Annotated in this window: 21 protein-coding genes; 9 read left to right on the top strand and 12 right to left on the bottom strand. The window is 65.6% G+C overall.

Going from position 1 to position 25,329, the window contains the following annotated elements; translation table 11 throughout:
* Positions 1–54: 54 nt before the first annotated feature.
* From ACQR10_RS14895 to ACQR10_RS14870, 6 genes are all read right to left on the bottom strand, one after another.
* Positions 55–1,707, bottom strand: a complete 1,653-nt coding sequence (locus ACQR10_RS14895) for a PAS-domain containing protein (RefSeq protein WP_316216787.1) — start codon at positions 1,705–1,707, stop codon at positions 55–57.
* Between the two features lie 158 nt (positions 1,708–1,865).
* Positions 1,866–2,462: an AprI/Inh family metalloprotease inhibitor gene (locus ACQR10_RS14890; RefSeq protein ID WP_315800906.1), complete on the bottom strand. Its 597-nt coding sequence runs from the start codon at positions 2,460–2,462 to the stop codon at positions 1,866–1,868.
* Positions 2,463–2,548: 86 nt separating this feature from the next.
* Entirely contained in the window at positions 2,549–3,535 is a 987-nt protein-coding gene (locus ACQR10_RS14885) for a 2-hydroxyacid dehydrogenase (RefSeq protein WP_315800526.1), read from the bottom strand.
* Complete coding sequence (locus ACQR10_RS14880) at positions 3,535–4,341, bottom strand: ABC transporter permease (protein WP_315800527.1); 807 nt, start codon at positions 4,339–4,341, stop codon at positions 3,535–3,537. Before ACQR10_RS14880 ends, ACQR10_RS14885 begins: the two co-directional genes overlap by 1 nt.
* Before the next feature lie 2 nt (positions 4,342–4,343).
* Positions 4,344–5,141, bottom strand: coding sequence for an ABC transporter ATP-binding protein (locus ACQR10_RS14875; RefSeq protein WP_315800528.1), 798 nt, complete (start codon positions 5,139–5,141; stop codon positions 4,344–4,346).
* A gap of 25 nt (positions 5,142–5,166) precedes the next feature.
* Positions 5,167–6,156 (bottom strand): ABC transporter substrate-binding protein, encoded by a 990-nt coding sequence (locus tag ACQR10_RS14870; protein ID WP_315800907.1) that lies wholly within the window; start codon positions 6,154–6,156, stop codon positions 5,167–5,169.
* A gap of 109 nt (positions 6,157–6,265) precedes the next feature.
* On the opposite strand from ACQR10_RS14870, the gene ACQR10_RS14865 reads away from it, so the two are divergent.
* The 6 genes from ACQR10_RS14865 (at position 6,266) to ACQR10_RS14840 (ending at position 15,088) form a co-directional block, all read left to right on the top strand.
* Complete coding sequence (locus ACQR10_RS14865; RefSeq protein ID WP_410053196.1) at positions 6,266–7,108, top strand: creatininase family protein; 843 nt, start codon at positions 6,266–6,268, stop codon at positions 7,106–7,108.
* Positions 7,109–7,255: 147 nt separating this feature from the next.
* Complete coding sequence (locus tag ACQR10_RS14860; RefSeq protein WP_316216789.1) at positions 7,256–7,537, top strand: hypothetical protein; 282 nt, start codon at positions 7,256–7,258, stop codon at positions 7,535–7,537.
* 349 nt (positions 7,538–7,886) lie between these two features.
* Positions 7,887–9,872 carry a carbohydrate porin gene (locus tag ACQR10_RS14855; protein ID WP_316216790.1) on the top strand — a complete coding sequence of 662 codons (1,986 nt, stop codon included), beginning with the start codon at positions 7,887–7,889 and terminating at the stop codon, positions 9,870–9,872.
* Positions 9,873–10,268: 396 nt separating this feature from the next.
* Positions 10,269–11,579, top strand: coding sequence for a hemolysin family protein (locus ACQR10_RS14850; RefSeq protein ID WP_434911991.1), 1,311 nt, complete (start codon positions 10,269–10,271; stop codon positions 11,577–11,579).
* Positions 11,580–12,038: 459 nt separating this feature from the next.
* Entirely contained in the window at positions 12,039–13,772 is a 1,734-nt protein-coding gene (locus ACQR10_RS14845; RefSeq protein WP_316216878.1) for an ABC transporter permease, read from the top strand.
* 14 nt (positions 13,773–13,786) lie between these two features.
* Positions 13,787–15,088 (top strand): ABC transporter ATP-binding protein, encoded by a 1,302-nt coding sequence (locus ACQR10_RS14840; RefSeq protein WP_316183142.1) that lies wholly within the window; start codon positions 13,787–13,789, stop codon positions 15,086–15,088.
* Between the two features lie 11 nt (positions 15,089–15,099).
* Here ACQR10_RS14840 and ACQR10_RS14835 read toward each other — a convergent pair whose 3' ends face one another.
* From ACQR10_RS14835 to ACQR10_RS14810, 6 genes are all read right to left on the bottom strand, one after another.
* A complete protein-coding gene (locus ACQR10_RS14835; RefSeq protein WP_316216791.1) occupies positions 15,100–15,417 on the bottom strand; it encodes a cupredoxin domain-containing protein in 318 nt (105 codons plus the stop codon).
* A 9-nt stretch (positions 15,418–15,426) separates the two neighbouring features.
* Positions 15,427–15,948: a DUF4142 domain-containing protein gene (locus ACQR10_RS14830; protein WP_316216792.1), complete on the bottom strand. Its 522-nt coding sequence runs from the start codon at positions 15,946–15,948 to the stop codon at positions 15,427–15,429.
* A 96-nt stretch (positions 15,949–16,044) separates the two neighbouring features.
* Positions 16,045–16,731, bottom strand: coding sequence for an RNA polymerase sigma factor (locus ACQR10_RS14825; protein WP_315800534.1), 687 nt, complete (start codon positions 16,729–16,731; stop codon positions 16,045–16,047).
* Positions 16,732–16,812: 81 nt separating this feature from the next.
* Positions 16,813–18,438, bottom strand: coding sequence for an FMN-binding glutamate synthase family protein (locus ACQR10_RS14820; RefSeq protein WP_316216793.1), 1,626 nt, complete (start codon positions 18,436–18,438; stop codon positions 16,813–16,815).
* A gap of 216 nt (positions 18,439–18,654) precedes the next feature.
* On the bottom strand, positions 18,655–20,220 hold the full coding sequence (locus ACQR10_RS14815) for an acyl-CoA synthetase (protein WP_315800536.1): 1,566 nt from the start codon (positions 20,218–20,220) through the stop codon (positions 18,655–18,657).
* 210 nt (positions 20,221–20,430) lie between these two features.
* Positions 20,431–21,204 (bottom strand): ferredoxin--NADP reductase, encoded by a 774-nt coding sequence (locus ACQR10_RS14810; protein ID WP_315715287.1) that lies wholly within the window; start codon positions 21,202–21,204, stop codon positions 20,431–20,433.
* A 288-nt stretch (positions 21,205–21,492) separates the two neighbouring features.
* Here ACQR10_RS14810 and ACQR10_RS14805 point away from each other — a divergent pair, with 288 nt between their 5' ends.
* The 3 genes from ACQR10_RS14805 (at position 21,493) to ACQR10_RS14795 (ending at position 25,308) form a co-directional block, all read left to right on the top strand.
* The gene (locus tag ACQR10_RS14805) at positions 21,493–22,446 is read left to right on the top strand and encodes an ATP-grasp domain-containing protein (RefSeq protein ID WP_316216794.1); all 954 of its coding nucleotides are present in this window, start codon (positions 21,493–21,495) and stop codon (positions 22,444–22,446) included.
* Positions 22,447–22,558: 112 nt separating this feature from the next.
* Positions 22,559–23,698 (top strand): FAD-dependent monooxygenase, encoded by a 1,140-nt coding sequence (locus ACQR10_RS14800; protein ID WP_316216795.1) that lies wholly within the window; start codon positions 22,559–22,561, stop codon positions 23,696–23,698.
* On the top strand, positions 23,695–25,308 hold the full coding sequence (locus ACQR10_RS14795; RefSeq protein WP_434911990.1) for a benzoate-CoA ligase family protein: 1,614 nt from the start codon (positions 23,695–23,697) through the stop codon (positions 25,306–25,308). Before ACQR10_RS14800 ends, ACQR10_RS14795 begins: the two co-directional genes overlap by 4 nt.
* Positions 25,309–25,329: the final 21 nt, after the last annotated feature.

Genomic DNA, 25,329 nt, shown 5'->3' with positions numbered 1-25,329 from the left:
TGCAGATCAAGGCGACGTCAAGGCAGCAGGATCCCGGACTGCTGCGACAAGGCGTCAGGCCGCGGCGCGTTGTTCCGGCGTGCGATCCTCGATGATATTGAGAAGATATTTCGGCGCCCCCTCGCCGATCGAGACCGGCAGCCGGCGCACCACCACGTCGCGGCGGCGGTTGCCGGGCATCTCGACGCTGTGCGCCTTCGGAGTTTCATCGGACACGTCGGCCAGCAGCTGGCGATCGAAATCCTCGATGAGGGTGCATGTCGGCTCTGGAAACAGGTCGCGCGCGGCGCGGCCGATGATCTCCGACCGCGGCAGACCGAACAGGACCTCGGTGGCGCGATTGACGAAGACGTAACGCAGCGATTCCGCATCCTTTGCCACCACCGCCTGTGGGATGTTCTCGAGCAGGGCGGCGAGGAAGTATTCGGCGCGCGCCAGGATACGCTCGTTGCGGCGCTGGGCGGTGAAATCCTCATGCGTTGCGACCCAGCCGCCGCCATCCATCGGACGCTCCGACACACGAATGATGCGGCCGTCAGCGAGCGCGACCTCGACGATCTCGGCTCTTCGCTCCTTCATGCGCTCGCGCAGCGCGGCGAGGAATTCCGACGGCTTCTCACGCATCAGGCCGAGCTTGGCGCGATGCGCGAGGATTTCGCGCATGTGCGCGCCGGGCTTGGCGATCGACGCCGGAACACCGTAGAGCTTGCGGTACTGATCGTTGACCATCAGCACGTAGCCGAAGCTGTCGAGCATGATCAGGCCCTGGGCCATGTTGGCGACCGCCGCATCGAGCCGCTGCTGGCTGCTGATCGCGCCCTGCTCGAGCTGCTCGTGCTGGCGCAGGATGTCGGTGTACTGGCGCTCGATCTCGACCTCGTGCTGCTCGAGCTCATGCAGGCGGAATGCACCGTCCTGATAGGTCGCGACGGCCTGCGCGACCCGTCCGATCTCGTCATGGCGCCGCGCGTGCGGAATCTTGAGCTTGATGCGGCCGGCGGCGATGCGGTCGGTGACGCGGGCGATGTCGAGCAGCGGCATCAGCACGCCCCGGCGCAGCGCCAGCGCCGCGGCCGCGATCAGCGTGATGATCACCGCTCCGAGCGCCCCCAGATAGAACGCGGCCATGCCGCGCGCATCGGCCGTCTCGCCGAGCTCGCGGGTGCGGTCGGCATAGAGCCGCGACAATTTCTCGAGGTCCTCGTTGAGCGCGGTGCGCACCGCGCGATTCTCGTCATTGTCGCCGAGCTCGCGCGCCGCGGACGATCCGACCGAAATCGTCTGCCGCGCCATCTCGGTGCGGAATGCGACGAATTGTTCGATCCGCTTCTTGAATGGGGCGAACAGCGCGGCGTCACCGTCGGCGACCTGGGCTTCCCACTCCTCCACCACCTTGCTCAGCTGCGCCAGCTTCACGAGCTGCGCATCGGCATAGCGCCGCGCGACGGTGCGGTCCGCCGACATGTAGATGCCGCGCGATTCCATCACGACCGCGTAGATCAGCGCGTTGGTCCGCTCGGTGTTGCGGGACGCCGCGGCAAGCGCTTCGAGTCGGTCGTAGAACAGGCGCTGCTCGCGCAGCGCCGACAGCGCGCCCAAAGTGGACAGCATCACCAGGACGGCGAATGCGGCCGCAGCCGCCGAGATCTTGTCGTTCAGGCTGAACGACGGCAGCGACCTGTTGAACCGGCGCAATAGCTCACGCATGGCGGGCTCCCTCGATGAAGCGCAACCATCAGACGCAAGATGCGTAAACAACAAGTTCCGATTGGTGGAACGGGCACGCAACCAATCGTTAACCAAGTCCGATGCCGGACGAGGCCTGACTGCCGCGGGGCAGGGACGCTCAGCAGCGCGCGTGTCGTCTACTGCCTGAGCATGATCAGCGGATTGGCGCTGTCGGGCACGAGCCGCCACTGCGCATTGTCGTCCGCTTCGAACCGCCAGGTCTCGCCACGGTCCGACATCAGCATCATCTGGCCATGCTCGAGCCGCCATTGGCTCGGTGCGAACGCCGCGACGGCGGGATCGCATTTCGGCTTCACGAACACCTGGAAATTATCATTGCCGGCGTCGTTGTTGGTCAGCACCAGGCTGCAGATCGTGGCGCCGTTGCCGCGGACCATGGCCCAGTCGCCGATCATCTGGTCCATGGATTTCGCCAGCGACCGCGCCGCCGCCAGGTTCTGCAGGATGTAGACGCCCTCGCCCTGGCGCAGGCCTTCGAAGATGCCGGCCTCGACCTCGGTGAAATCGATCACCGCCTCGCCATTGGCGGCCTGGAGGCTGACGATGTCGAGGCCCTTCACGTTCCAGCCGGCGATGTCCTTGGTGAAGGGCAGCGCCGTGGCGCAGCTCGGCTCCAGCTCGAGCTTCTGCCCGCGCGGCGCGACGTCCGGCTTCAGGGTCACGACGCAGGTCTTGCTGCGCTCGGTGGTCGCGAGCTCCCACTGCCCGATCATCGCCTTCTTCAGGCTGGCGGCGTCTTGTGCGACGACAGGGACGCCCGCCACCGACAGCAGCGCGATCAGCAATGGGAGCGGACGTTTCATCGGCGACCTTTCACCGGCGTTTCCGGAACGGGCGTCAGCGGCGGCTTGCCGGCAAACCAGACCTTGAGGTTGTCGACCACCAGCTGATCCATTGCGTTGCGGGTTACGATGGCAGCCGAGCCGATGTGTGGCAGCAGCACGACATTGTCCATCGCCTTGAGCGCGTCCGGCACCGCCGGCTCCTTCTCGAACACGTCGAGGCCGGCGGCGAGAATCGTGCCGGACTTCAGCGCTTCGACCAGAGCCTGCTCGTCGATGACCGAGCCGCGGGCGACGTTGACGACGACGCCGCGCGGTCCGAGCGCCTTCAGCACCTCGGCGTTGACGATTTTGTTGGTGCCGGCACCGCCAGGCACGATGACGACCAGCGTGTCGACGTCCTTGGCCATCGCGAGCAGGTCGGGATAGTGTTTGTTGGCGACGCCCGCCGCCGGGTTGCGCGAGTGATAGACGACGGGGACGAGCGACGCTTCGAGCCGGCGCGCGATCGCCTGGCCGATGCGGCCCATGCCGACCATGCCAACGGTGCGGTCGCGCAGCGAGCCGACGCTGAGCGGATAGGGCTTCTCGCTCCACTCCCCCGAACGAACGAAGCGATCGGCCTTGATGAATTCGCGGCACGTCGCGATCAGGAGCCCGAGCGCCACGTCGGCGACCTCCTCGGTCAGCACGTCCGGTGTGTTGGTGACGATGATGCCGTGCTGTCCGGCGTGCGCGGCTGCGATGTGGTCGTAGCCGACGCCGAAGCTTGCGATCATCTCGAGCTTCGGCAGCATCGCCATCACGGCGGCGTCGGTCTTCACGGTGTGGAAGGTCACGGCGATGCCGCGGATCCGGCCCTTCACGTCCGCCGGCAGCGCTTCGAGATCGGCCTGCGTCGTCGCATGGTGCACGTTGAAGCTGTCCGGGAATCCTTTTTCCAGGATCGGCCGCAGCGGCCCATAGACCAGAACATCGATCTTGTCAGACGAAGTCGCCGCCATCAGTTGTCCTTTCCAAGCGCGCTCTCATGCCAGCGCCGTAAAACGAGGTGCGAAACTAGCGCCAGCAAGCCATAAATGACAATCCCGGCGACCGACAGCAGCACCAGCGCTGCGAACATGCGGGGTATGTTGAGACGATAGCCGGATTCCGCGATGCGATAGGCGAGACCGGATCCGGCACCAGCGCTGCCCGCCGCGATCTCGGCGACGACCGCGCCGATCAGCGACAGGCCGCCGGCGATGCGCAGGCCGCCGAGAATGTAAGGCAGCGCCGCCGGCAGCTTCAGATAGCGCAAGGTCTGCCAGCGCGAGGCGCCATAGAGCTGGAACAGCCCGGCGAGATTGCGATCGACCGAGTTGAGGCCGAGCGCGGTGTTGGACAGCACCGGGAAGAAGCCGACGATCCAGGCGCACACGACCACCGCCGTCTGCTGCGGCAGATAGATCAGGAGCATCGGCGCAATGGCGATGACCGGCGTCACCTGCAGCACGACGGCATAGGGAAACAACGCCCATTCCAGCCATTTCGACTGGTTGAACAACAGCGCCAGCGCGATGCCGCCGAGCGCTGCGGCGATGAAGCCTTCGAATGTCGTGATAAGGGTCGTCAGCAGCGATTGCGCGAGAATGTCCCAATCGGCGACAAGCGTCTTCAGCACCAGCAGCGGCCCGGGCAACACATAGGGCTGGATGCCGTTGAGGCGCACAACCAGCTCCCACGCCGTCATCGCAGCGACGAACACGATCGCGGGAAAGGCGAGGCTCGCAAGCCGCGCGCCCGAGAGGGACGATTCTCGACCCTGCATGCTCACAGCGCATGCACTCCGGTATAGGCCGGTGCGAGCGCGTCAGAGACCCGGCGGCAATCATCGGCATAAGCCGGCGAGGCACGGAACGCATCATCGCGCTGGTCAGCGTCGATCCTGATCTCGGCACTGAGCCGGCCGGGTCGCGCCGTCATCACCAGCACGCGCTGCGACAGATAGACCGACTCGAACACCGAATGGGTGACGAACACGACCGTCATGTTCAGCCTGCGCCACAGCTCCAGCAGATCATTGTTGAGGCGGAAGCGCGTGATCTCGTCGAGGGCAGCGAACGGCTCGTCCATCAGCAGGATGCCGGGGTGCGTGACGAGCGCGCGCGCCAGCGAGGCGCGCATCTTCATGCCGCCGGATAGTTCGCGCGGAAAGGCGTCGGCAAAATCAGCGAGACCGACCTGCTCGAGCGCCGCATCGATCCTTGGACGCGCCTGGCTCGCCGGCACCCGCGCAAGCTTCAACGGCAGGCCGACATTGTCGCGCACGCTGGTCCAGGGCATCAGGGTCGGCTCCTGGAACACGAAGCCGACGCGATCGCCGGGATGCGCCTCTGACGAGGCGGCGACATCCACCGTCCCGGCGCTTGGCGCCACCAGACCCGCAATCAGGCGCAGCGCCGTCGACTTGCCACAGCCGGAGGGGCCGAGCAGCGAGACGAATTCGCCTTTGGCGATGGTCAGATCGATCGGCCCCAGCGCGGCGACGCCGGACTCGTACACCTTGGTGACGCCGCGCAGGCATACCGCGGTCGCAACGGCGCGCTCGGACGAAGGGGGTGAGCTCATTTGCTGAAAGCGCCGCTCGAGCGTCCTACTTCTTCGGCCGGAGATCGATGCCGACGCCCTTGTTGACGAAACGCAGCGTATACGACTTGCGATAGTCGATCGTCGACTTGACGACGCCGGCCCGCACCATCTTGTCGAAGAAGCTGGCGACGCGCTCGTCCGTCATGGCGCCGATGCCCTTCTCCACGCTGTCGCCGGAATCGACGATGCCGTACTCCTTCATCTTGGCGACCGAATAGGCAAGGAGATCATCGGTCATCTCCGGGTTCATCTTCTTGATCAGCGCGTTGCCCGCGGAATTGTCGCCGTAGATGTAATTGTACCAGCCGATGATCGAAGCATCGACGAAACGCTGCACCAGGTCCGGCTTGCTCTCGATGAGGTCGCGCCGCGTCTCGATCAGGGTCGAATAGGTGTTGAAGCCGTTGTCCGCGAGCAGGATCACGCCGGGCTTGAAGCCGGCGGCGCGCTCGACCGCGAACGGCTCCGACGTGACATACCCCTGCATTGCGCTCTGCGGCGTAGCGATGAAGGGCTGCGGATTGAACGTGTAGGGGCGGACATTCTTCTCGGAGAAGCCGTATTCCGATTTCAGCCATTGATAGTAGCTGGAGATGCCTTCCTTGGAGACGAACAGGGTCAGCGGCTTCAGCTCCTCGAGCTTGGTGATCCTGGACTCCGGATGGGTCAGGAACACCTGCGGATCCTTCTGGAACATCGCCGCGATCGACACCACCGGCACGTTGTTGGCGACGGCGTCGAACGACATCAGCGTATTTGCGGCCATGAAGAACTCGATCTTGCCGGAGATCAGCAGCATGCGGTTGTTCTCGTTCGGACCGCCCGGCACGATCGTCACGTCCAGTCCGTAGCGCTTGTAGGTGCCGTCGGCGACCGCCTGGAAGAAGCCGCCATGCTCGGCCTCGGCAACCCAGTTGGTGCCGAACGAGACCTTGTCCAGCATCTGGGCCTGAGCCGCCGAGATCAGTCCGGCTACGACCAGCGATGCCGCCATTAACGTTCGCGACAGAAGCGCCTGCGCCATGTCTGGTCTCCCCGGTTCTTTCTGGCTGAACATGCTAAGATCAATCGGTGATAACTACCCTGCCCGACGGACGAAGGAAATGGCCCGCGCGATGACCGTGCCGCCCCGCGACTGGACCGAGCTGCACTGGCCGGATTTTGGAGCGCCCGACTCGGGAACGCCCGAGACCGCGCGCTGGATCGCGGTGCTGCCGCTCGCCGCCACCGAGCAGCATGGGCCGCACCTGCCTCTCGGCACTGACGTCTACATTGCCGAGGCTTATCTCGCGCGCGTCCGCGCGCTGCTGCCGCCGGCGCTGCCGGTGACGGTGCTGCCGGTGCAGCCCGTGGGGATCTCGACCGAGCATATCGACTATCCGGGCACGCTGACCGTGCCGACGGAGGTCGCGCTGCGGAGCTGGCGTGCTCTCGGCGACAGCGTCGCGCGCGCTGGACTCAGGAAGCTCGTGATCGTCACCAGCCATGGCGGCAACAGCGCTGCGATGACCCTGGTCGCGCAGGATCTGCGCGCTGATCACCGCATGCTGGTGGTGACGACGTCATGGTCGCGCTTCGGTGCGCCCGATGGGTTGTTCTCGGCCGATGAGCTGCGGCACGGCATCCACGGCGGCGCCGTCGAGACCTCGATCATGCTGGCCTGCCATCCCACGCTGGTGCGCACCGATGCCATCGCCGCTTTCCCCTCGCGCGGCGCTGAAATGGAAACCACCTGCAAGGTGCTCTCGACGCAGCGGCCGGCGCCGATGGCCTGGCAGACGCAGGACCTGAATGCGAGCGGTGCGGTCGGCGATGCCACGCAGGCGTCGGCGGAGAAGGGCGAGCGCGTGCTGGACCACGGCGCGCGGGCGTTCTGCGCGCTGCTGGAGGACGTCGATAACTTCGACGTGAACACGCTTCGCCGCGGCCCGTTGCCGGGCTGCTGAACCGAGGCCAAGCCCCTGTATCAACGAACGAATTTTCAGGGCGCCGGGCACCTCATCCGGCGATTCGAACCGGTTTCGAAAAGGCTCCGTCCAATTTGGCAAGCGGCCGACGCCGGCCGCCCCAATAGCAAACAGGAGCCTTCGACCATGTCGATCAAGACCAAGATTGCCGCCCTCGCACTGACCGCGCTCGCCGTCACCGGCAGCATCGCGGCGACGTCGACGCCCGCTGCGGCCAACGGCTTCCACCATCATCACTGGGGCTGGGGCGTCGGTGCCGGCCTCGTCGGAGCCGCCGTCGTCGGCAGCGCCATCGCCGCCAGCAACGACGGCTACTATTACGGCGGTGGCTATCGGTACTGCCGCTGGGTGCCGCAGTACAACGTCTACGGCCAGTATGTCGGCAGCGTCAGGGCCTGCGGCTATTGATGCTGGGCGCTCGCCTCGCCCCGCCCAATCACGGCCAAGGCCCGCCTCGCCCCATCCGCCACGGCCGGGCTTCCACCTGCCCCGATCCGCGATCTCGACAACCCGCCCGGCCGCCCCGGGCGGGTTTTTTGTTGCGCAGGCGCCACACCCGCAATCAGAAACCGAATGAACCAGCCCTGCGCTTGCTGTTGCGAATTAATCGCAATATAAATCATCCCTAAATCGCCGCAGCTCATCCACACTTCCGATCGAACATCATCTACTCCGTAATCTTCTCGTGACTGTGCGCGGGCAATCAGGTGTGACGTTGCCGGTGTCGTCGTGTGCCTCGCCTTGGGAATCTGCTGCCATGATCCGTTCGAACTGCACCCGGGAGACGATCGCGACCGCCGCCATGATCGCCGCGCTCGCCGCCCCCGCTGCTGCCGCCGACCTGCCGGTCAAGGCCCGGATGGCACAGACGGTGTTCGACTGGACCGGCCTCTATGTCGGCGTCCATGCCGGCTATACCCGTGACCATGCCCGGGCGACCCTGACCGACCCGAGCGGGACGGCCAGCGCCGGCAGCCCGTTCAGCGGCCTCACCGGTGGCGCGCAGGCCGGCTACAACTGGGTCACCCGCTCCGGCCTGCTGCTCGGGCTCGAGGGCGATTTCAGCTTTCCGAACTATCTCACCTCCAACCACACCGTCGCGATGCTGGGCACACCCGGCTCGAACGTCTCCGAGCTGTGGGACTATGTCGCCACCGCCCGCGGCCGGGTCGGCTACGTCAGGGGCGACTGGCTGGTCTATGCCACCGGCGGCCTGGCCTGGACCGGCGGCCGCTTCATCAACACCACTGCGGCCGGCGACACCGAGAAGCTGCTGACGACGCGGCTCGGCTGGGCCGCCGGCGCCGGCATCGAGCGCAGCTTTGCGCCGCATTGGAGCTGGCGCCTCGAATATCTCTACAGCCATTTCGAGAACGCCGGCGTCCGCTTCTCCAACGGTGCCAGCTACAATTCCGCGCTCGAATTCCAGACCCTGCGGGTTGGGCTCAACCGCAAGCTGGACTTCGCCGGCGGTCCCGATCTGAAGCTCAAGAGCGATCCGTCCGATCCCGAATCCGACCGCTGGGAGATCCACGGCCAGGCGACCGTGCTCGGCCAGGGCTATCCGGCGTTCCGCGCCGCCTATACCGGCGCCAACAGCCTGACGCCCGCGCGCCAGTTCCAGGAGACCTGGAGCAACAGCCTGTTCATCAATGCGCGGCTGTGGGACGGCGGCGAGGTCTATTACAATCCCGAGTTGCTGCAGGGCTTCGGCCTCAGCAACACCGTTGGCCTTGGCGGCTTCCCCAATGGCGAGGCGCAGAAGTCGGACTTTCCATACCCCCACTACAACACCTCGCGCCTGTTCCTGCGCCAGACCTTCGGCTTCGGCGGCGAGCAGGAGCAGCTCGGCAGCGGCCAGTTGCAGCTATCGGGCAAGCAGGACGTCTCGCGGCTCACCGTGCAGATCGGCAAATTTCCTGTGCTCGACGTGTTCGACGGCAATGCCTACGCCAAGGACGCGCGCAAGGACTTCATGAACTGGTCGGTGTGGGCGCCCGGCGCCTTCGACTACGCCGCCGACAAGCTCGGCCTGACCTACGGCGCGACAGCCGAGCTCAACCAGAAGAGCTGGGCGCTGCGCGCCGGTTATTTTCTGGTCGACGCGACCTCGAACTCGAACAATTTCGACATGAAGGTGTTCAAGCGCGGCAGCTACGTCGTCGAGCTGGAGACGCGCTATCAACTGTTCTCGCAGCCCGGCCATCTGCGCACCATCGGCTTCTTCAACAATACCTTCTCCGGCAGCTACCGCGAGACGCTCGACAATCCCGCGCTCAACGCCGACATTACCCAGACCCGTCGCGGCCGCAGCAAATACGGCTATGTCGTCAGCTTCGACCAGGCGGTGACGGACGATGTCGGCCTGTTCGGGCGCTGGAGCTGGAACGACGGCAAGACCGAGATCATGGCGTTCACCGACATCGACAACAGCCTGTCGCTGGGCACCTCGATCAAGGGCACCCGCTGGGGCCGTCCCGACGACACGATCGGCCTCGCCGGCGTGACCAACGGCCTGTCGCGCGACCACCGCGCCTTCCTCGCCGCCGGCGGCCTCGGCCCCTTGATCGGCGACGGCGCGCTGAACTACCGGCGCGAGAGCATCATCGAGGCCTACTACGCCTATTCCATCAACAAATACCTGACCTTCACCGCCGACTACCAGTTCGTCAACAACCCCGCCTACAACGCCGACCGCGGCCCGGTGTCGATCTTCTCGGGGCGCTTGCACGGGGATTTCTGAGGAGCGGTCGCGCAGGCGTTGCGCCCTGCTGCCTGACGCCAGTGAGAGCCGAAACTGGCGCTCCACAAAAGGTGTCGTCCCGGCGAACGCCGGGACCCATACCGCGGACGCCATCGAGGGACCTCGCTGGCAGTTGTCCTGCCTGATCGTCAGCGCCCGTGGTGGCGGCAATTCGTCGCCGTTCCGAGTGCCTTCGATAGATCACGCGGTATGGGTCCCGGCGTTCGCCGGGACCACACCGGAGGTTCAGGAGCTGCCCGTGCCTCAAGCGAACCAGCCTCCCACTTTCAGCCCTCCCATGCACGCCACCGCCGCACACCGGCATTGGGCGCTTGCCGTCCCCATATGCTAGGACCTGTCCCCATCCTGCCCCTCCGGGCGCCAGACAAGGTCGAAATGCTCTCCGTCGAACTCGCCATCATCGTCGTCCTCATCGTCGTCAACGGACTGTTATCCATGTCCGAACTCGCGATCGTGTCGTCGCGTCCCGCGCGGCTGGCGCTGCTGGCGGAAAAGGGCGTTTCCGGCGCCCGTCGGGCGCTCGCGCTGGCGTCCGATCCCGGCCGGTTCCTCTCGACGGTGCAAATCGGCATCACCCTGGTCGGGGTGCTCTCCGGCGCATTCTCCGGCGCCACGCTCGGCCAGCGCCTGACGCAGTCGCTGCTGGAGCTCGGCCTGTCGGCTTCCGTCGCCGACATCGTCGGCGTCGGCCTCGTCGTCACCATTATCACCTATGCCACGCTGATCGTCGGCGAGTTGGTGCCGAAACAGCTCGCGCTGCGTGATCCCGAGGCGATCGCCGTCCGCGTCGCGCCGGCCATGCAGTTGCTCACCAAGGTGTCGCTGCCGCTGGTGGTGCTGCTCGACCTTTCCGGCAAGCTGATCCTGACGCTGCTCGGCCGCTCCGGCGAGGCCGAGGAGAAAGTGTCGGAGGAAGAGATCCATCATCTGGTGCGCGAGGCCGAGACCGCCGGCGTGCTCGAGCCAGGCGAGAAGGAGATGATCGCCGGCGTGATGCGGCTCGGCGACCGTCCGGTCGGCGCCATCATGACGCCGCGGCCCGAGGTCGACGTCGTCGACCTCAACGACGACCCCAAGGCCATTCGCGAACTGCTCGCCAAGAGCCCGCATTCGCGCCTGCCGGTGTCGGACGGCGAGCGCGACCGTCCGATCGGCGTGCTGCAGGCCAAGGACCTGCTGGCGGCGTATCTGCGCGATGAGACGCCGGACCTGCGCAGCCTGGTGCGCGAGGTGCCGATCATTCCGTCCACCGTCGATGCGCGCGACGTGATCGCCATCCTGAAGGTGGCGCCCGTGCATATGGGGCTGGTGCACGACGAATACGGCGCGTTCGAAGGCGTGGTGACCGCGGCGGATATCCTGGAGTCGATCGTCGGCGCGTTCTCCTCCGAGGAGGGCCCGCCCGAGCCGGCCTGCGTCCGCCGTGACGACGGCTCGCTGCTGGTCTCCGGCTGGATGCAACTCGACGAGTTCGCCGACGTGCTGGCGATCGAGGTGCCGCCGCATCGCGGCTATCACACCGTCGCAGGCCTCGTGCTGCAGCACTTCGGCAGCGTGCCCGAGGTCGGCCAGAGCTTCGAGCTGCAAGGCTGGCGCTTCGAGATCATCGACCTCGACGGCCGCCGCATCGACAAGATCCTGGCGACGAGGCTCGCGCCGGACGGCGGCGAGCCGAACGTGGGGTGATTGAGCCCCACTGCTGCGGCCCGACCAGTGCGCTCCCTCTCCCGCTTGCGGGGGAGGGTTGGGGTGGGGGCGCCACAGCGGCAGTCGCTCCCGGAGCATTCCCTACCCGCATCGCACCTGACGATGCGATGCGACCTCCCCCGCAAGCGGGGGAGGCGCTGACCGTCGTCGGCGCGACAGATGTGACCCGGCGTCTCCGTACCGATGGAGCCCCAAGCCAAGCCGCATCTGCGTTCGACTAGCCTCGTCGCGGGAACGTGAAGAGGCTGCCTGCGTATCCTTTGATAGGCCGGACCGAGAGGCCGGATCCCGACCGCTCCGCTTGATATCAAACCATCACACAGGGCACTTAGGGTGCGGATTCGGCCGGCACTGTCCGGCCGACCAGCCCTCAAGCCATGACACGGCCACGTCCGCAGCCTCCGCCGATGGTTGCGGCCGACCAGACGAGACATGCCGATGCTGCTCCGGGACATCAGGACGACCGTGCTGCGCGAAACCGTGCGCCCCAATATCTGGGACGTCGTCGCGCTGATCATCGTGGTCGGCGCGATGGTGCTGATCGTCTATGGCGGCGAGCAGACCACCCAGCCCTTGTCCGCGCTCGACACCGCCCCTGTCTCGCTCGATCCGTCCAACCTGCCGCTCTACGCGCTGCGCACCACCTTGCGCATGCTGCTCGCCATCGCGTGCTCGCTCGTCTTCACCTTCGTCTATGCGGCGCTCGCGGCCAAGAGCCGGCGCGCCGAGATCGTGCTGATCCCGCTGCTCGACATCCTGCAGTCGGTACCGATCCTCGGCTTCCTGACCTTCACCGTCGTGTTCTTCATGAACCTGTTTCCGGGCCAGGTGCTGGGCGCCGAGCTCGCCTGCGTGTTCGCGATCTTCACCAGCCAGGCCTGGAACATGACCTTCAGCATGTACCAATCGATGCGCAACGTGCCGAAGGACCTGGAGGAGGCGACGCGCAGCTTCCACCTCTCCGGCTGGCAGCGCTTCTGGCGGCTCGACGTGCCCTATGCGATGCCCGGCCTGATCTGGAATGCGATGATGTCGATGTCCGGCGGCTGGTTCTTCGTCGTGGCGTCGGAGGCGATCACGGTCGGCAACACCACCGTCACCCTGCCCGGCATCGGCTCCTATGTCGCGCTCGCCATTCAGCAGAAGGATCTGGCGGCGATCGGCGCCGCGCTGCTGACCATGCTGCTCGTCGTCACCGCCTATGACCAGCTGCTGTTCCGCCCGATCGTGGCCTGGGCCGACAAATTCCGCTTCGAGCAGACCGCCTCCGGCAATCCGCCCACCTCCTGGATGCTCGATCTGTTCCGGCGCACCCGCGCCCTGCGCTCGCTGTCGATGCCGTTCGCTGCGCTCAACCGCACCTTCTCGAACCTGCGGATCAACTGGCCGAAAGCCTGGAGCGGCCCCGTGCGCCACGCGCCGCCGTCGCAGATGGTCGACGGTCTCTGGCTTGCCGTGGTCATCCTCGGCTGCGTCTATGCCGGCTGGAAGACCTATCTCTATCTCTCGGCGACGCTGGCGCTCACCGACGTCCTCACCGCGATCGGCTACGGCCTGATCACGCTGATCCGCGTCGCGGTGCTGATCGCGCTGGCGTCGCTGATGTGGGTGCCCGTCGGCGTCTGGATCGGGCTGCGGCCGAAGCTCGCCGAGCGCATCCAGCCGCTGGCGCAATTCCTCGCCGCCTTCCCGGCCAACCTCGCCTTCCCGGTGTTCGTCGTGCTCATCGTGCGCTTTCGCCTCGACGCCAATGTCTGGTTGAGCCCGCTGATGATCCTGGGCACGCAGTGGTACATCCTGTTCAACGTCATCGCCGGGGCCAGCGCCTTCCCGACCGACCTGCGCGAGGCCGCCGCGAGCCTGCATCTCACCGGCTGGCGCTGGTGGTTCAAGGTCGTGCTGCCCGGAATCTTCCCCTATTACATCACCGGCGCCATTACCGCCTCCGGCGGCTCGTGGAACGCGGCGATCGTCGCCGAGGTCGCGAGCTGGGGTGATACCCATCTCACCGCAAGCGGGCTCGGCGCCTACATCGCTGCGGCCACCGAGCACGGCGACTTTCCGCGCGTCGTGCTCGGCATTGCCGTGATGTGCATTCTCGTCACTCTGTTCAACCGGCTGCTGTGGCGGCCGCTCTATGCCTTCGGCGAACGCCGGCTGCGGCTCGGCTGACCGGGAGAATTGTCATGCGCGACCAGGTCAAGGACTCATCGCTGATCGAGATCAAGAGCGTCAGCCGGCTGTTTCCCAAGGGCAGCGGCGAGGATCTCGTCGTGCTGGAGAAGGTTGACCTCACGATCCGCGCCGGCGAGATCGTCGGCCTGCTCGGACGCTCCGGCTCCGGCAAGTCGACGCTTCTGCGGATCATCGCCGGCCTGGTGTCGCCATCCTCGGGCGAAGCGCGCTGCCGCGGCGAGATCATCGCCGGCCCGCCCGTTGGTGTCGCCATGGTGTTCCAGTCGTTCGCACTGTTTCCCTGGCTGACCGTGCTGCAGAACGTCGAGCTCGGCCTCGAGGCGCTCGGTGTCGACAGCGCCGAGCGGCGCAAGCGCGCGCTGGCCGCGATCGACCTGATCGGTCTCGACGGTTTCGAATCCGCTTTTCCAAAGGAGCTCTCCGGCGGCATGCGCCAGCGCGTCGGCTTCGCCCGCGCGCTGGTGGTGCATCCCGACCTGCTGCTGATGGACGAGCCGTTCTCGGCCCTGGACGTGCTGACCGCCGAGACACTTCGTACCGACCTCGTCGATCTCTGGACCGACGGGCGGCTGCCGATCAAGTCGGTGCTGATGGTGACGCACAACATCGAGGAAGCGGTGCTGATGTGCGACCGCATCCTGGTGTTCTCGTCCAATCCCGGCCGCGTCGCCGCCGAGTTCAAGGTCGACCTGCCGCATCCGCGCAACCGGCTCGATCCGGCGTTCCGCCAGCTCGTCGACAGTCTCTATGCCCGCATGACGCAGCGGCCCGAGCCGAAGCTGCCGAGCACCGCCAGCGCCGGCGTCGGCATGGTGCTCAGCCACGTGTCGTCGAACTCGATCTCGGGCCTGATCGAGACGCTCGCCGGCGAACCTTATAATGGGCATGCCGACCTGCCGGTGCTGGCGGGCCATCTGCAGCTCGAGGTCGACGAGATCTTTCCCTTGGCCGAGGCGCTGCAGCTCCTGCGCTTCGCCCAGCTCAGCGAAGGCGATCTGACCCTGACCGAGGCCGGACGGCGGTTCGCGCATCAGGAGACCGACGAGCGCAAGAAGCTGTTCGCACAGCATCTGATGGAGAACGTGCCGCTGATGGGGCTGATCCGCCGCGTGCTCGACGACCGCCCGTCGCATGCCGCCCCGGCGGCGCGCTTCCGCATCGAGCTCGAAGACTACATGTCCGAGCACTATGCCGACGAGACGCTGCACACCATCGTGTCATGGGGCCGCTATGCCGAGCTGTTCGCCTACGACGAGCAATCCGAGACCTTCAGCCTGGAAAACCCGCACTGAGGCCAGCGGCGTCACGGCGCGATGGTCAGGGTCGCCTTCATGTTGGGGTGAAAGCGGCAGTAGTAGTCGACCGTGCCCGCCTTCTTGAGGACCGAGCTCACCGTCTTGCTCGGCGGCAAAATGACATCGAATGCGCCATCCCGCGCCGTCGCCGTATGAGCCAGCGCATCCTTGTTGACCCATTCGACGGTGTCGCCGACCTTGGCCGAAGCCGCGGCCGGCGAGAATTCGAGCTTGTCCACCACGATCCGGATTGTGGCCGCGCGCGCCGGAACGCTCACGGCGGCGAGCACAACCGCACTCACGAGAGTGATGCGTCCCGACAGCATCGGATCGTCCTACTTCATATCCGCCGCGACATGCTCGGCGTGCTGCTCGTGGCCCTGGAACAGCTTCAGGCCGGTCTGCAGCAACTCCTTCAGCTCGGCGTTGGTTGCAGACGGAATGAGCTGCGTCTCCAGCGCGCCGTTCACCGTCTTGTGGTAGGCGACCTCGTTGGCGATATAGGCCTTGTCGAAGGCCGCGCCCTTGAGCTTGCCGAGCTCGTCGAGCTTCTCGCTCGCCTGCTTCGACAGTGCGCGGCTGGTGTCGTTGTCCTCAGGCGTGACTTTCAACTTCTTGACGAGGGCGAGGGCCTGCTTGTTGACCGCCTCGTGGTCACGCACCATGCCTCGGGCGAACTCCTTGACTTCCTTGCTCCCGGATTTGTCCAAGGCCTGCTTCGCCGCCTTGATGTCGATTTCGCCGGCTGTGTAGGCGATATGCGCGATCTGCGGATCGCTGAGCTTGGCGCCCTGCGACAGGGCGGCGCTGCTCGTGACGCAGAGCGCGACGGCGATCGTGCCGATATGCTTGAACATGGTTCTCATCTCCTGTGGCGCCGGACCTCGTGGCCGGCGGGTGAATGGCTGCACAGGGATTGGATGAAAAGCGGGAGCCGACGTTCCCGGGAATCTTCACGCCGGACGTCGAAGACGATCGAGCACGGCGTCGGTCAGCCGCTCGCAACGCGGGCCGGCGAAGGGAAACGCGTCCAGAAGGACGGGACCGATCTGCTTTTCGACGTTCTCGCGCAACATGCCGCGGGCGCGATGCAAGCGCGTCTTCACGGTCTCGGGCTTCAATCCGAGCAAGTCCGCCGTCTCGTCGATGCTCATCTCCTCGATCACGCGGGCGATGAACACCAGGCGAAACGGCTCGGACAGGTCATCGATCGCCCGTTCGACGACGGCCTGGATCTGGCGCTGCGCCACAGACTTCTCCGGATCGCTCGACGTAGCGGGAAATTGGATCACCTCGGCCCCTGGCCTGTCTTGGTGCTGCACATCCAGTTGCAGTGCGGGCCGTTGTCCGCGCAGGCGTCCCATCGCCTCGTTCATTGCGATGCGGACCAACCAGGTCGACAGGCTGGACTGGCCGCGAAACTCGTCGAGATGGGTGAGCGCCCGGACATAGGTCTCCTGCACGACGTCCTCCGCCTCACTGTCATTGCGCAGGATGCCGCGGGCGATCCGGAACAGGCGACGGTTGTTGGCCTGGAGGATGGCCCGGATGGCGGTCTCGTCCCGGGCTTTTGCCCGTCGGATCAGGTCATCCTCGCCGCTCGTCGCCGCGGAGACTGTGGTCGCTGTGGTCCAAGGCATTGTCGATCATCCAAGCTGAGCACGCGTGGCTTAGATGGAATTGGAGCCGGAAGGTTCCCAAGAACAATCACGCAAGGCGTTTTACTGCACCGCCGCGAACGTATCGGCTCGCGCCATCGCCCAGGCGTCGCGGAAGCGGACGTCCTGGGTGCCGTCGAGCAGCTCGCCAGGACGCAGCGCCGGATACAGCTTGGCAAACGAGGACACCTCAGTGGTCGACGTCCGCTGTGAGAAGTGGATCGGCCGCAGGTCCTGCGGATGTTCGAGACCGGCGGCGGCGAGCAGCTCGGCCAGCGCATGCAGGGTCGCGTGATGATAGTTGTAGACGCGGTCGAGCTTGTGCGGGACGACCAGCGCGCGAGCGCGCGTCGGATCCTGGGTGGCGACACCGGTCGGGCATCTATCGGTATGGCAGCTCAAGGACTGGATGCAGCCGAGCGAGAACATGAAGCCGCGCGCCGCGTTGCACCAGTCGGCGCCGATCGACATCGCGCGCGCCATGTCGAACGCGGTTGCGATCTTGCCGGAGGCGCCGATCTTGATGCGGTCGCGGATGCCAAGGCCGACCAGCGCATTGTGCACGAAGCTGACGCCCTCGCGCATCGGCATGCCCAGATGGTCCATGAACTCGAGCGGCGCGGCACCGGTGCCGCCTTCATTGCCGTCGACCACGATGAAGTCGGGATAGATGCCGGTCTCCAGCATGGCCTTGCAGATCGCGAGGAATTCCCAGGGGTGGCCGATGCACAGCTTGAAGCCGGCCGGCTTGCCGCCCGACAGTCGCCGCATCTCGCTGATGAACTGCATCATGCCGATGGGCGTCGAGAACGCGCGATGCGCCGGCGGCGAGATGCAATCCTCGCCCATTGAGACACCGCGGATCTTCGAGATCTCCTCGGACACCTTGGCGGCCGGCAGCACCCCGCCATGGCCGGGCTTGGCGCCCTGGCTGATCTTGAGCTCCACCATCTTGATCTGGTCGTGGCTCGCGACCCGCGTGAACGCCTCGGGATCGAACGTGCCATCATGACGCCGGCAGCCGAAATAGCCGGAGCCGATCTCCCAGATGATGTCGCCGCCCATTTCGGCGTGATAGGGACTGAAGCCGCCTTCGCCGGTGTCGTGGGCGAAGCCGCCCTTCTTCGCCCCGCCATTGAGGGCACGCACCGCATTCGGGCTCAGCGCGCCGAAGCTCATGGCGGAGATGTTGAACACCGAGGCCGAATACGGCTTGGTGCAATCCGGACCACCAATGGTGATGCGGAACTTCTCCTCCGCATGCGGCTTGGGCGCGATCGAATGGTGCATCCATTCGTAGCCCTCGCGGTAGACGTCCTCCTGGGTGCCGAACGGGCGCTTGTCGAGCTCCATCTTGGCGCGCTGATAGACCACCGCGCGGGTGTCGCGCGAGAACGGCATGCCGTCCTTTTCGCTCTCGAAGAAATACTGCCGCATCTCGGGCCGGATCTCTTCGAGCAAGAACCGCATATGTGCCGAGATCGGATAATTGCGCAGCACTGCGTGGCTCTTCTGCACGAGATCGCGGATGCCGAGCAGGGTGAGCGCACCGAAGATCAGCAGCGGGATCAGGACGAGATCGAAGATCTTGCGGTCGTAGATGCCGAGGATCAGCAGCAAAGCGGTCGCCGTGGCGCAGATCGTCAGCACGATGAAGCGCGGCGAAAACGGGAGCAGCAGCGTATCCATGGGAGGCCTCGGGGCAGCTCGTGGAAGAAGATCCGGTGTCACGATAGTACTGCTATCGCGAAGCAATCGTTACACAAGCGCGCGCAATCGGCCATCGATGATATCACAACGTCGATAGCCCTAGGCTATCGGCTGCGGCACTGCGAGATCGGTCCGCAGCGCCGTAGCGGCCTCGGCGCCTCCCCGCCGAGACACGCGATCGCCAAAGGCAGCTGCTTACCCCTCCGCAAACAGCCCCGAATGCGCCTCGCGCAACTGACGCTTCAAGAGCTTGCCGCTGGGATTCTTGGGCAGCGCATCGACAAACACGATCCGCTTCGGCGTCTTGAAGGTGGCGAGCCGTGCCGAGGCCTGCTTGAGCACCGCCTCCTCGGTCAGCTCGCAGCCGGACTTGACCACAACCATCGCCACGACCGCCTCGACCCAGCGTGGATGCGGCAGGCCGACGACGGCGACCTCCGACACTTCCGGAATCAGATACAGCGCCTCCTCGACCTCGCGGCTGGCGACGTTCTCACCGCCGGTCTTGATCATGTCCTTCTTGCGGTCGACGATGGTGATGTAGCCTTCGTCGTCGATGGTCGCGAGATCGCCGGAATGAAACCAGTCGCCGTGGAAGGCGGCGGCAGTACGCTCGTCGTCATGGAAGTAGCCGAGCATCAGATGCGGCGAGCGGTGCACGACCTCGCCGACCTCGCCCGGGGCGACATCATTCATGTCGTCATCGACGACCCGGGTCTCGACGTTGAGCACGGCGCGGCCGCAACTGCCCGGCTTGCGCAATTGATCGTCGGGTCCGAGCATCGTCGCCAGCGGCGCGATCTCGGTCTGGCCATACAGATTCCACAGACGCACCTTCGGCAGCCGCTGCGCCAGCTCGCGCAGCACCTCGACCGGCATGATCGAGGCGCCGTAATAGCCCTTGCGCAAAGTGGACACGTCGGTGGTCTCGAACAGCGGCGAGCGCAGAATCGAGATCCACACCGTCGGCGGCGCGAAGAATGAGGTGATGCGATATTTCGCGATCAGCGGCAGCAGATTGTCCGGCGTCGGAAACGCGGTGATGATGTTGGTGGCGCCGACATAGATCGACGGCCCGAAGAACACGTCGAGCTGCGCGCAGTGATACAGCGGCAGCGCGTGGAGGGTGACATCGTCGGCGGAAATGCCGGCATCGACGATACAGCTGACATACTGCCAAATGACGGCGTCATGGGTCAGCATCGCGCCCTTCGGCAGCGACTCCGTGCCGGAGGTGTAGACGATCTGCGCGACGTCGCCTCCGGCGATCTCGACGGCAGGCACCGTCGCCGTCGAGGCCGCGAGCTCGGCAAAATCGATCATGTCGGCCTGCCGCTCGCTCGAACCTTCCGACGGCAGCCAGATCAATTGCTCGACCGCCGGCACCAGCGCCTTGGCAGCACGTGCCACGCCGGCAAAGCCGCTGTCGGTCGCGAGCAGCCGCGCGCCCGCATGCTTGAGGATGTAGGCGACCTCCTCCGGCTTGAGCATGAAATTGATCGGCACCAGGACAGCGCCGAGCCGCGCCAGCGCGAAGCGCAGGGCGGCAAAGGCATGAGAGTTGCGCGCGAGGATGGCGACCCGCTCGCCCTTGCCGACGCCGCGCGCGGCGAGGCCGGCCGCGAGCCGGTCGACGATGGCGTTGAACTCGGCGTAGGTCCAACGCGTATCGCCGCAGATCACCGCCGTCTTGCCTGGCGTGCGCGCCGCGCTCCGCCGCAGGAGGTCACCGAGCGTCTGTCTGCGAACGATGGAATCCATGGCCGTACCCCTCATTGTATCGGGGATGGCCGCCGCTCGGGCAATCCAAGTCCCCTCCCTGTGTCGCGCCGGACGTCTGCAGGTCCGGTCTTGCTGCCGAAAATCGCACGGCCGCTTCGAAACGCGCAAGGAGGATATTGCCAACGAAAAGAGCGCCCCGATTGCGTCGAGGCGCTCTTTCGAAAGTGTCAAAGTCGGAAGCTTGGCGGCTCAGCGCTCGACGAACGCTTTCTCGATCACGAAATGGCCGGGTTCGTTGCCGCTGCCTTCGAGGAAGCCGCGGGATTCGAACATGGTCTTGAGCTCCTCCAGCATCGCCGGGCTGCCGCACATCATGATGCGGTCCTTGGCGATATCGAGCTCATGCTGGCCGATATCGTTGAACAGCTGCTGCGATGAGATCAGGTCGGTGATGCGGCCGCGGTTGCGGAACGGCTCGCGGGTGACGGTCGGATAATACTGCAGCTTGCCGTCGAGCAGCTCTCCGAACAGCTCGTCCTCGCGCAGCTTGGCGACGACGCTCTCGCCATAGGCGAGCTCGGCGACCTGGCGGCAGCCGTGGACCAGCACGATGCTCTCGAACCGCTCGTAGACGTCGGGATCCTTGATCAGGCTGGCGAACGGGGCAAGGCCGGTGCCGGTCGACAGCAGCAGCAGCCGGCTGCCGGGCAGCAGGTTGTCGGGGATCAGCGTCCCGGTCGCCTTGCGGCCGACCAGGATGGTGTCGCCTTCCTTGATCTTCTGCAGCCGGGAGGTCAGCGGACCGTCCTGCACCTTGATGCTGAAGAACTCGAGTTCCTCCTCGTGATTGGCGCTCGCCATGCTGTAGGCGCGCAGCAGCGGGCGGCCCTCGACCTCAAGGCCGATCATCGCGAACTGACCATTCTGGAAGCGGAAGCCCGCATCGCGGGTGGCTCGGAAGGAGAACAGGGTGTCCGTCCAGTGGTGAACGGAAAGAACTTTCTCTTTATAGAACGCGCTCATGTCGTTTGTTTTTTCACGTGGGCTGAAGTTGGAAGAAACAAGTCGTGACGGAGGCAGGACCGCAAAAACCCTATAGATCCAGCGATTTCGGCGCCTGATGTACGTGAAAACAGCGAATAATCAACCCGCGTGGACGCACCATTGATCACGATCAAATGCATGCCGGCTGATGCCCGGAATCGCCTCGATCGGCCGTTCATTCGTACACAAACGATACGGGTAATTTACTTGCCGAGATTCCGATTTTCCAGCACTTTAATTCCGCATCTCCGGCCCAATCCTTGAGCAATGATTAACCATCCGCAGACCCAGCTCGCCGCCATCACCCGCTATTGCGTCGAACGAGGCATCGCGCTCGACGTGCGGGAGGACGGCTGGTTGCTGGTGCTCGAGGATGCCACCCGGCGTCACCTGATCTTCGGCTATGATCTCGGCCTGAACAGTGCGGTGGCGCACAGACTGGCCTGTGACAAGGCGGCGACCTCGGCGCTGCTGAGAGCCGACGGGATTGCCGCGGTTCCACACGCATTCTTTCTGGCGCCGGTCCTTGGCGGCCAGTCCGGCCAGACGGCCGAGGCCGTGCTGGCGCTGCTCGAAACGCATCCGCGCGGGCTGGTGGTCAAGCCCAACGAGGGCACCTCGGGGCGGTCGGTGGTCCGCGTCACGGCGAAGGATGACCTGCTGCGCGCAGTGAACGGCATCTTCGAGACCGACGCGAACGTCGCGATCGCGCCGCTCATGGACATCATCGACGAAGTCCGGGTCGTGCAGCTCGATGACGCAGCCATGATCGTCTATCGCAAGCAGCGCCCCATCGTGATGGGCGATGGCGTCAAGTCGCTCCGCGACCTCGCGCTGGCGGCCACTCCGGCCGCGGGACACGCGCAACTCCTGCGGCGCCTCGACGCGGAATTCGACGCGTCTGCGCTGCGCGCCGTCGTGCCGCGTGGCGAGCAGCGCCTGCTGAGCTGGCGCCACAATCTCGAATTCGGGGCTCAACCCGAGCTGCTCGAACCCGGCGCGCAACGGGACCTCTGTGCTGCGCTCGCCACCGCGGCGGCGCGCGTCATCGGCATCCGCTACGCATCGGTCGACCTCGTGCTGGCCGATGGACGCTGGCAGGTGCTCGAAATCAATTCGGGCGTGAAGATGGAGGCGCTCGGCCGGCATGCGCCGGAGCTGGTCGAGAGCACTTATTTCGCCGCGCTCGACACCATCTTCGGCAGAGGCCCACCGAAATGACGCGCGGCCGGCGGCCCGATCTCCAGCAATAAGATTTCTCTGGCCTCGATCAGGATGAGGGATTAGTCTCCGGTCCAAAATAAACAGTATACTGTCAATATGGAGGACGTCCTTGCGCATCGCCGTGCTCGGCGGCGGCCCTGGCGGGCTGTATTTCGCCTATCTCTGGAAGAAGCGGCACCCCGCCGCCGTGGTCGATCTGTTCGAGCAGAATCCGGCTGGAGCGACCTGGGGCTTTGGCGTCGTGTTCTCCGACCAGGCGCTTGAATTCCTGCGCGCCGACGATCCCGACACCGTGGACGCGATCGCGCCGCGCATGGAGAGCTGGCGCAACATCACGCTCAATCTGCGCGGCGAGACCGTCGAGGTCGACGGCGTCGGCTTTTCCGCGATCGGCCGGCTCGAGCTGTTGAAGCTGCTGCAGGCCCGCGCCGAGAGCGTCGGCGTCGTCGCCCGCTACGGCACGACCGTCCAGTCGCTGGACCAGCTCGCAGGCTACGATCTGATCGTCGCTGCCGACGGGCTGAACTCGCTGGTCCGCCGCAGCTTCGAAGGCGATTTCGGCTTCTCCGTGTCCTACTCCAGCAACAAGTTCGCCTGGTACGGCACGTCGAAGACATTCGCGACGCTGTCGCAGACCTTCGTCGCGACCGACCACGGCAGCTTCAACGCGCACCATTATCGCTATGCGCCGGACATGAGCACGTTCCTGGTGGAATGCGATCGCGCCACCTGGCACGCTTATGGCTTCGCCGAGATGTCGGTCGATGAATCCCGGCGCGTCTGCGAGCAGGTGTTTGCCGCCACGCTCGATGGTCACGCGCTGGTCTCCAACCGATCGGTATGGCGCAATTTCCCCTGGGTCTGGAACGAGCACTGGTGGCACCGGAACATGGTGCTGATCGGCGACGCGCTGCATACCGCGCACTTCTCGATCGGCTCCGGGACGCGGCTGGCGATCGAGGACGCGATCGCGCTCGCCAAGGCGCTCGATGCCGAGAGGAGTCTCTCCGACGGCCTCGCCCGCTATCAGGCCGAGCGGCAGCCAATCGTGAAGAAGCTGGTGACGGCGGCCCGGACCAGTAGCGACTGGTATGAATCCTTCCCGGCCCACATGACGCTCGGCCTGTTGGATTTCGCCTACAGCTATATCACCCGGTCCGGGCGCATCGATGATTCCAGGCTGCGGGCGATGGCCCCGCAATTCATGGCCCGCTACGAGGCAGCTCGGCGCACGGGAGCGCACGGATGACGAACGAGATCGCCGACAAGGTTCCGCGCGACAGCGCCGGCGCGCGCGAGATCGGCTTCGCGATTCCCGCCCGCTACAATGCCAGCCGTGTGCTGTTCGACAATCTCGCCAGAGGCAACGCCGACAAGGCTGCGCTGATCGGTCCCGCCGGCCAGCGCAGCTATGCCGAGCTGTGTGCCGACGCCTGCCGTTGGGGCAACGGCTTCGCCGCGCTCGGGCTCAGCCGCGGCGATCGTGTCCTGCTGTTCCTCGACGATACACCGGCCTATCCGGCCGCGTTCTTCGGCGCAGTGCGCGCCGGCTTCGTGCCGCTGCTGATCAACACGCTGACGCCGCCGGATCTGCTGCAATTCTATCTGGCTGATTCCGGCGCCAAGGTCGCGGTCGCCGACGCCGAGTTTGCCGCACGGTTCGACGCCCAGGCCTGCGCCGAGACCGCGCTGCGCACGCTGATCGTCGTCAACGGCGATGTGCCGGCCACGGCCGTCGCAACGACGGTTGCCGTCGATGCGTGGATGCACGACTTCAGCGATCAGTTGGCGGAGGCCGACACCCACCGCGACGAGATGGCGTTCTGGATGTACTCGTCCGGCTCCACCGGTCGCCCCAAGGGCATCGTCCATCTGCAGCACGACATGGCCTATAGCGAGCAGGCGTTCGCGCGCAACGTGCTGCGGCTGACGCCGGACGACATCTGCTTCTCGGTGCCCAAGATCTTTTTCGCCTACGGTTTCGGCAACACGATCACCTTTCCATTCTCGGCCGGAGCGACGACGCTGCTGCTGCCCGGCCAGCCGAAACCCGCCGCCATCTTCGATGCGATCAGCCGCTTCCGTCCCACCGTGTTCTTCGGCCTGCCGACGCTCTACACCGCGCTCACCAAGGCCGAGGGTGCGAAGGAGGCGGACTTCTCGTCACTGCGGCTCGCGGTCTCCGCGGCCGAGGTGCTCTCGGCCGAGGTCTTCAACGGCTGGAAGAGCCTGACCGGCCTGGAGATCGTCGAAGGCCTCGGCTCGACCGAGGTGCTGCACGTCTATCTCTCGAACCGCGAGGACCGCAAGAAGCTCGGCGCCGCGGGCCTGCGCGTCCCCGGCTACGAGATCGCGCTGCGCGACGGCGAAGGACGCGAGGTCGTCACCGGCGAAGAGGGCATTCTCTGGGTACGCGGCGACTCGAACACGCCGCTCTACTGGAACCGTCCGGACAAGACCGCGGAGACGATCCGCGATGGCGGCTGGATCTACACCGGCGACCGTTTCGTGCGTGATGCCGACGGCTTCCATTTCTTCCGCGGCCGCGCCGACGATCTGGTCAAGATCTCCGGACAATGGGTCTATCCGCTCGAAGTCGAGCTCTGCCTCGCCGAGCATCCCGATATCCGGGAGTGCGCCGTGTTTGCGCACGAGTTGCCGGATCGTCGCATGAGCCTGAAGGCCGTGGTGGTGACCAACGGCAGATCCAGGGACGAGCCCGCAACGGTCAAGGCGCTGCAGGACTACGTGAAAACGAAGCTGCTGCCTTACAAATATCCGCGCGAGATCGTGTTCCTCGACGAGTTGCCGAAGACAGGCACGGGCAAGATCGATCGCCAGGCGGTGATGCGGCTGTGAATCGACGCCGTCCGCCCGAGA

This window comes from Bradyrhizobium sp. HKCCYLRH2060 (assembly GCF_051168135.1).
In the GTDB taxonomy this organism is placed as follows: domain Bacteria; phylum Pseudomonadota; class Alphaproteobacteria; order Rhizobiales; family Xanthobacteraceae; genus Bradyrhizobium.
Note: the sequence above shows the minus strand (reverse complement) of the source record. Positions and strands in the feature narration are given on the sequence as shown.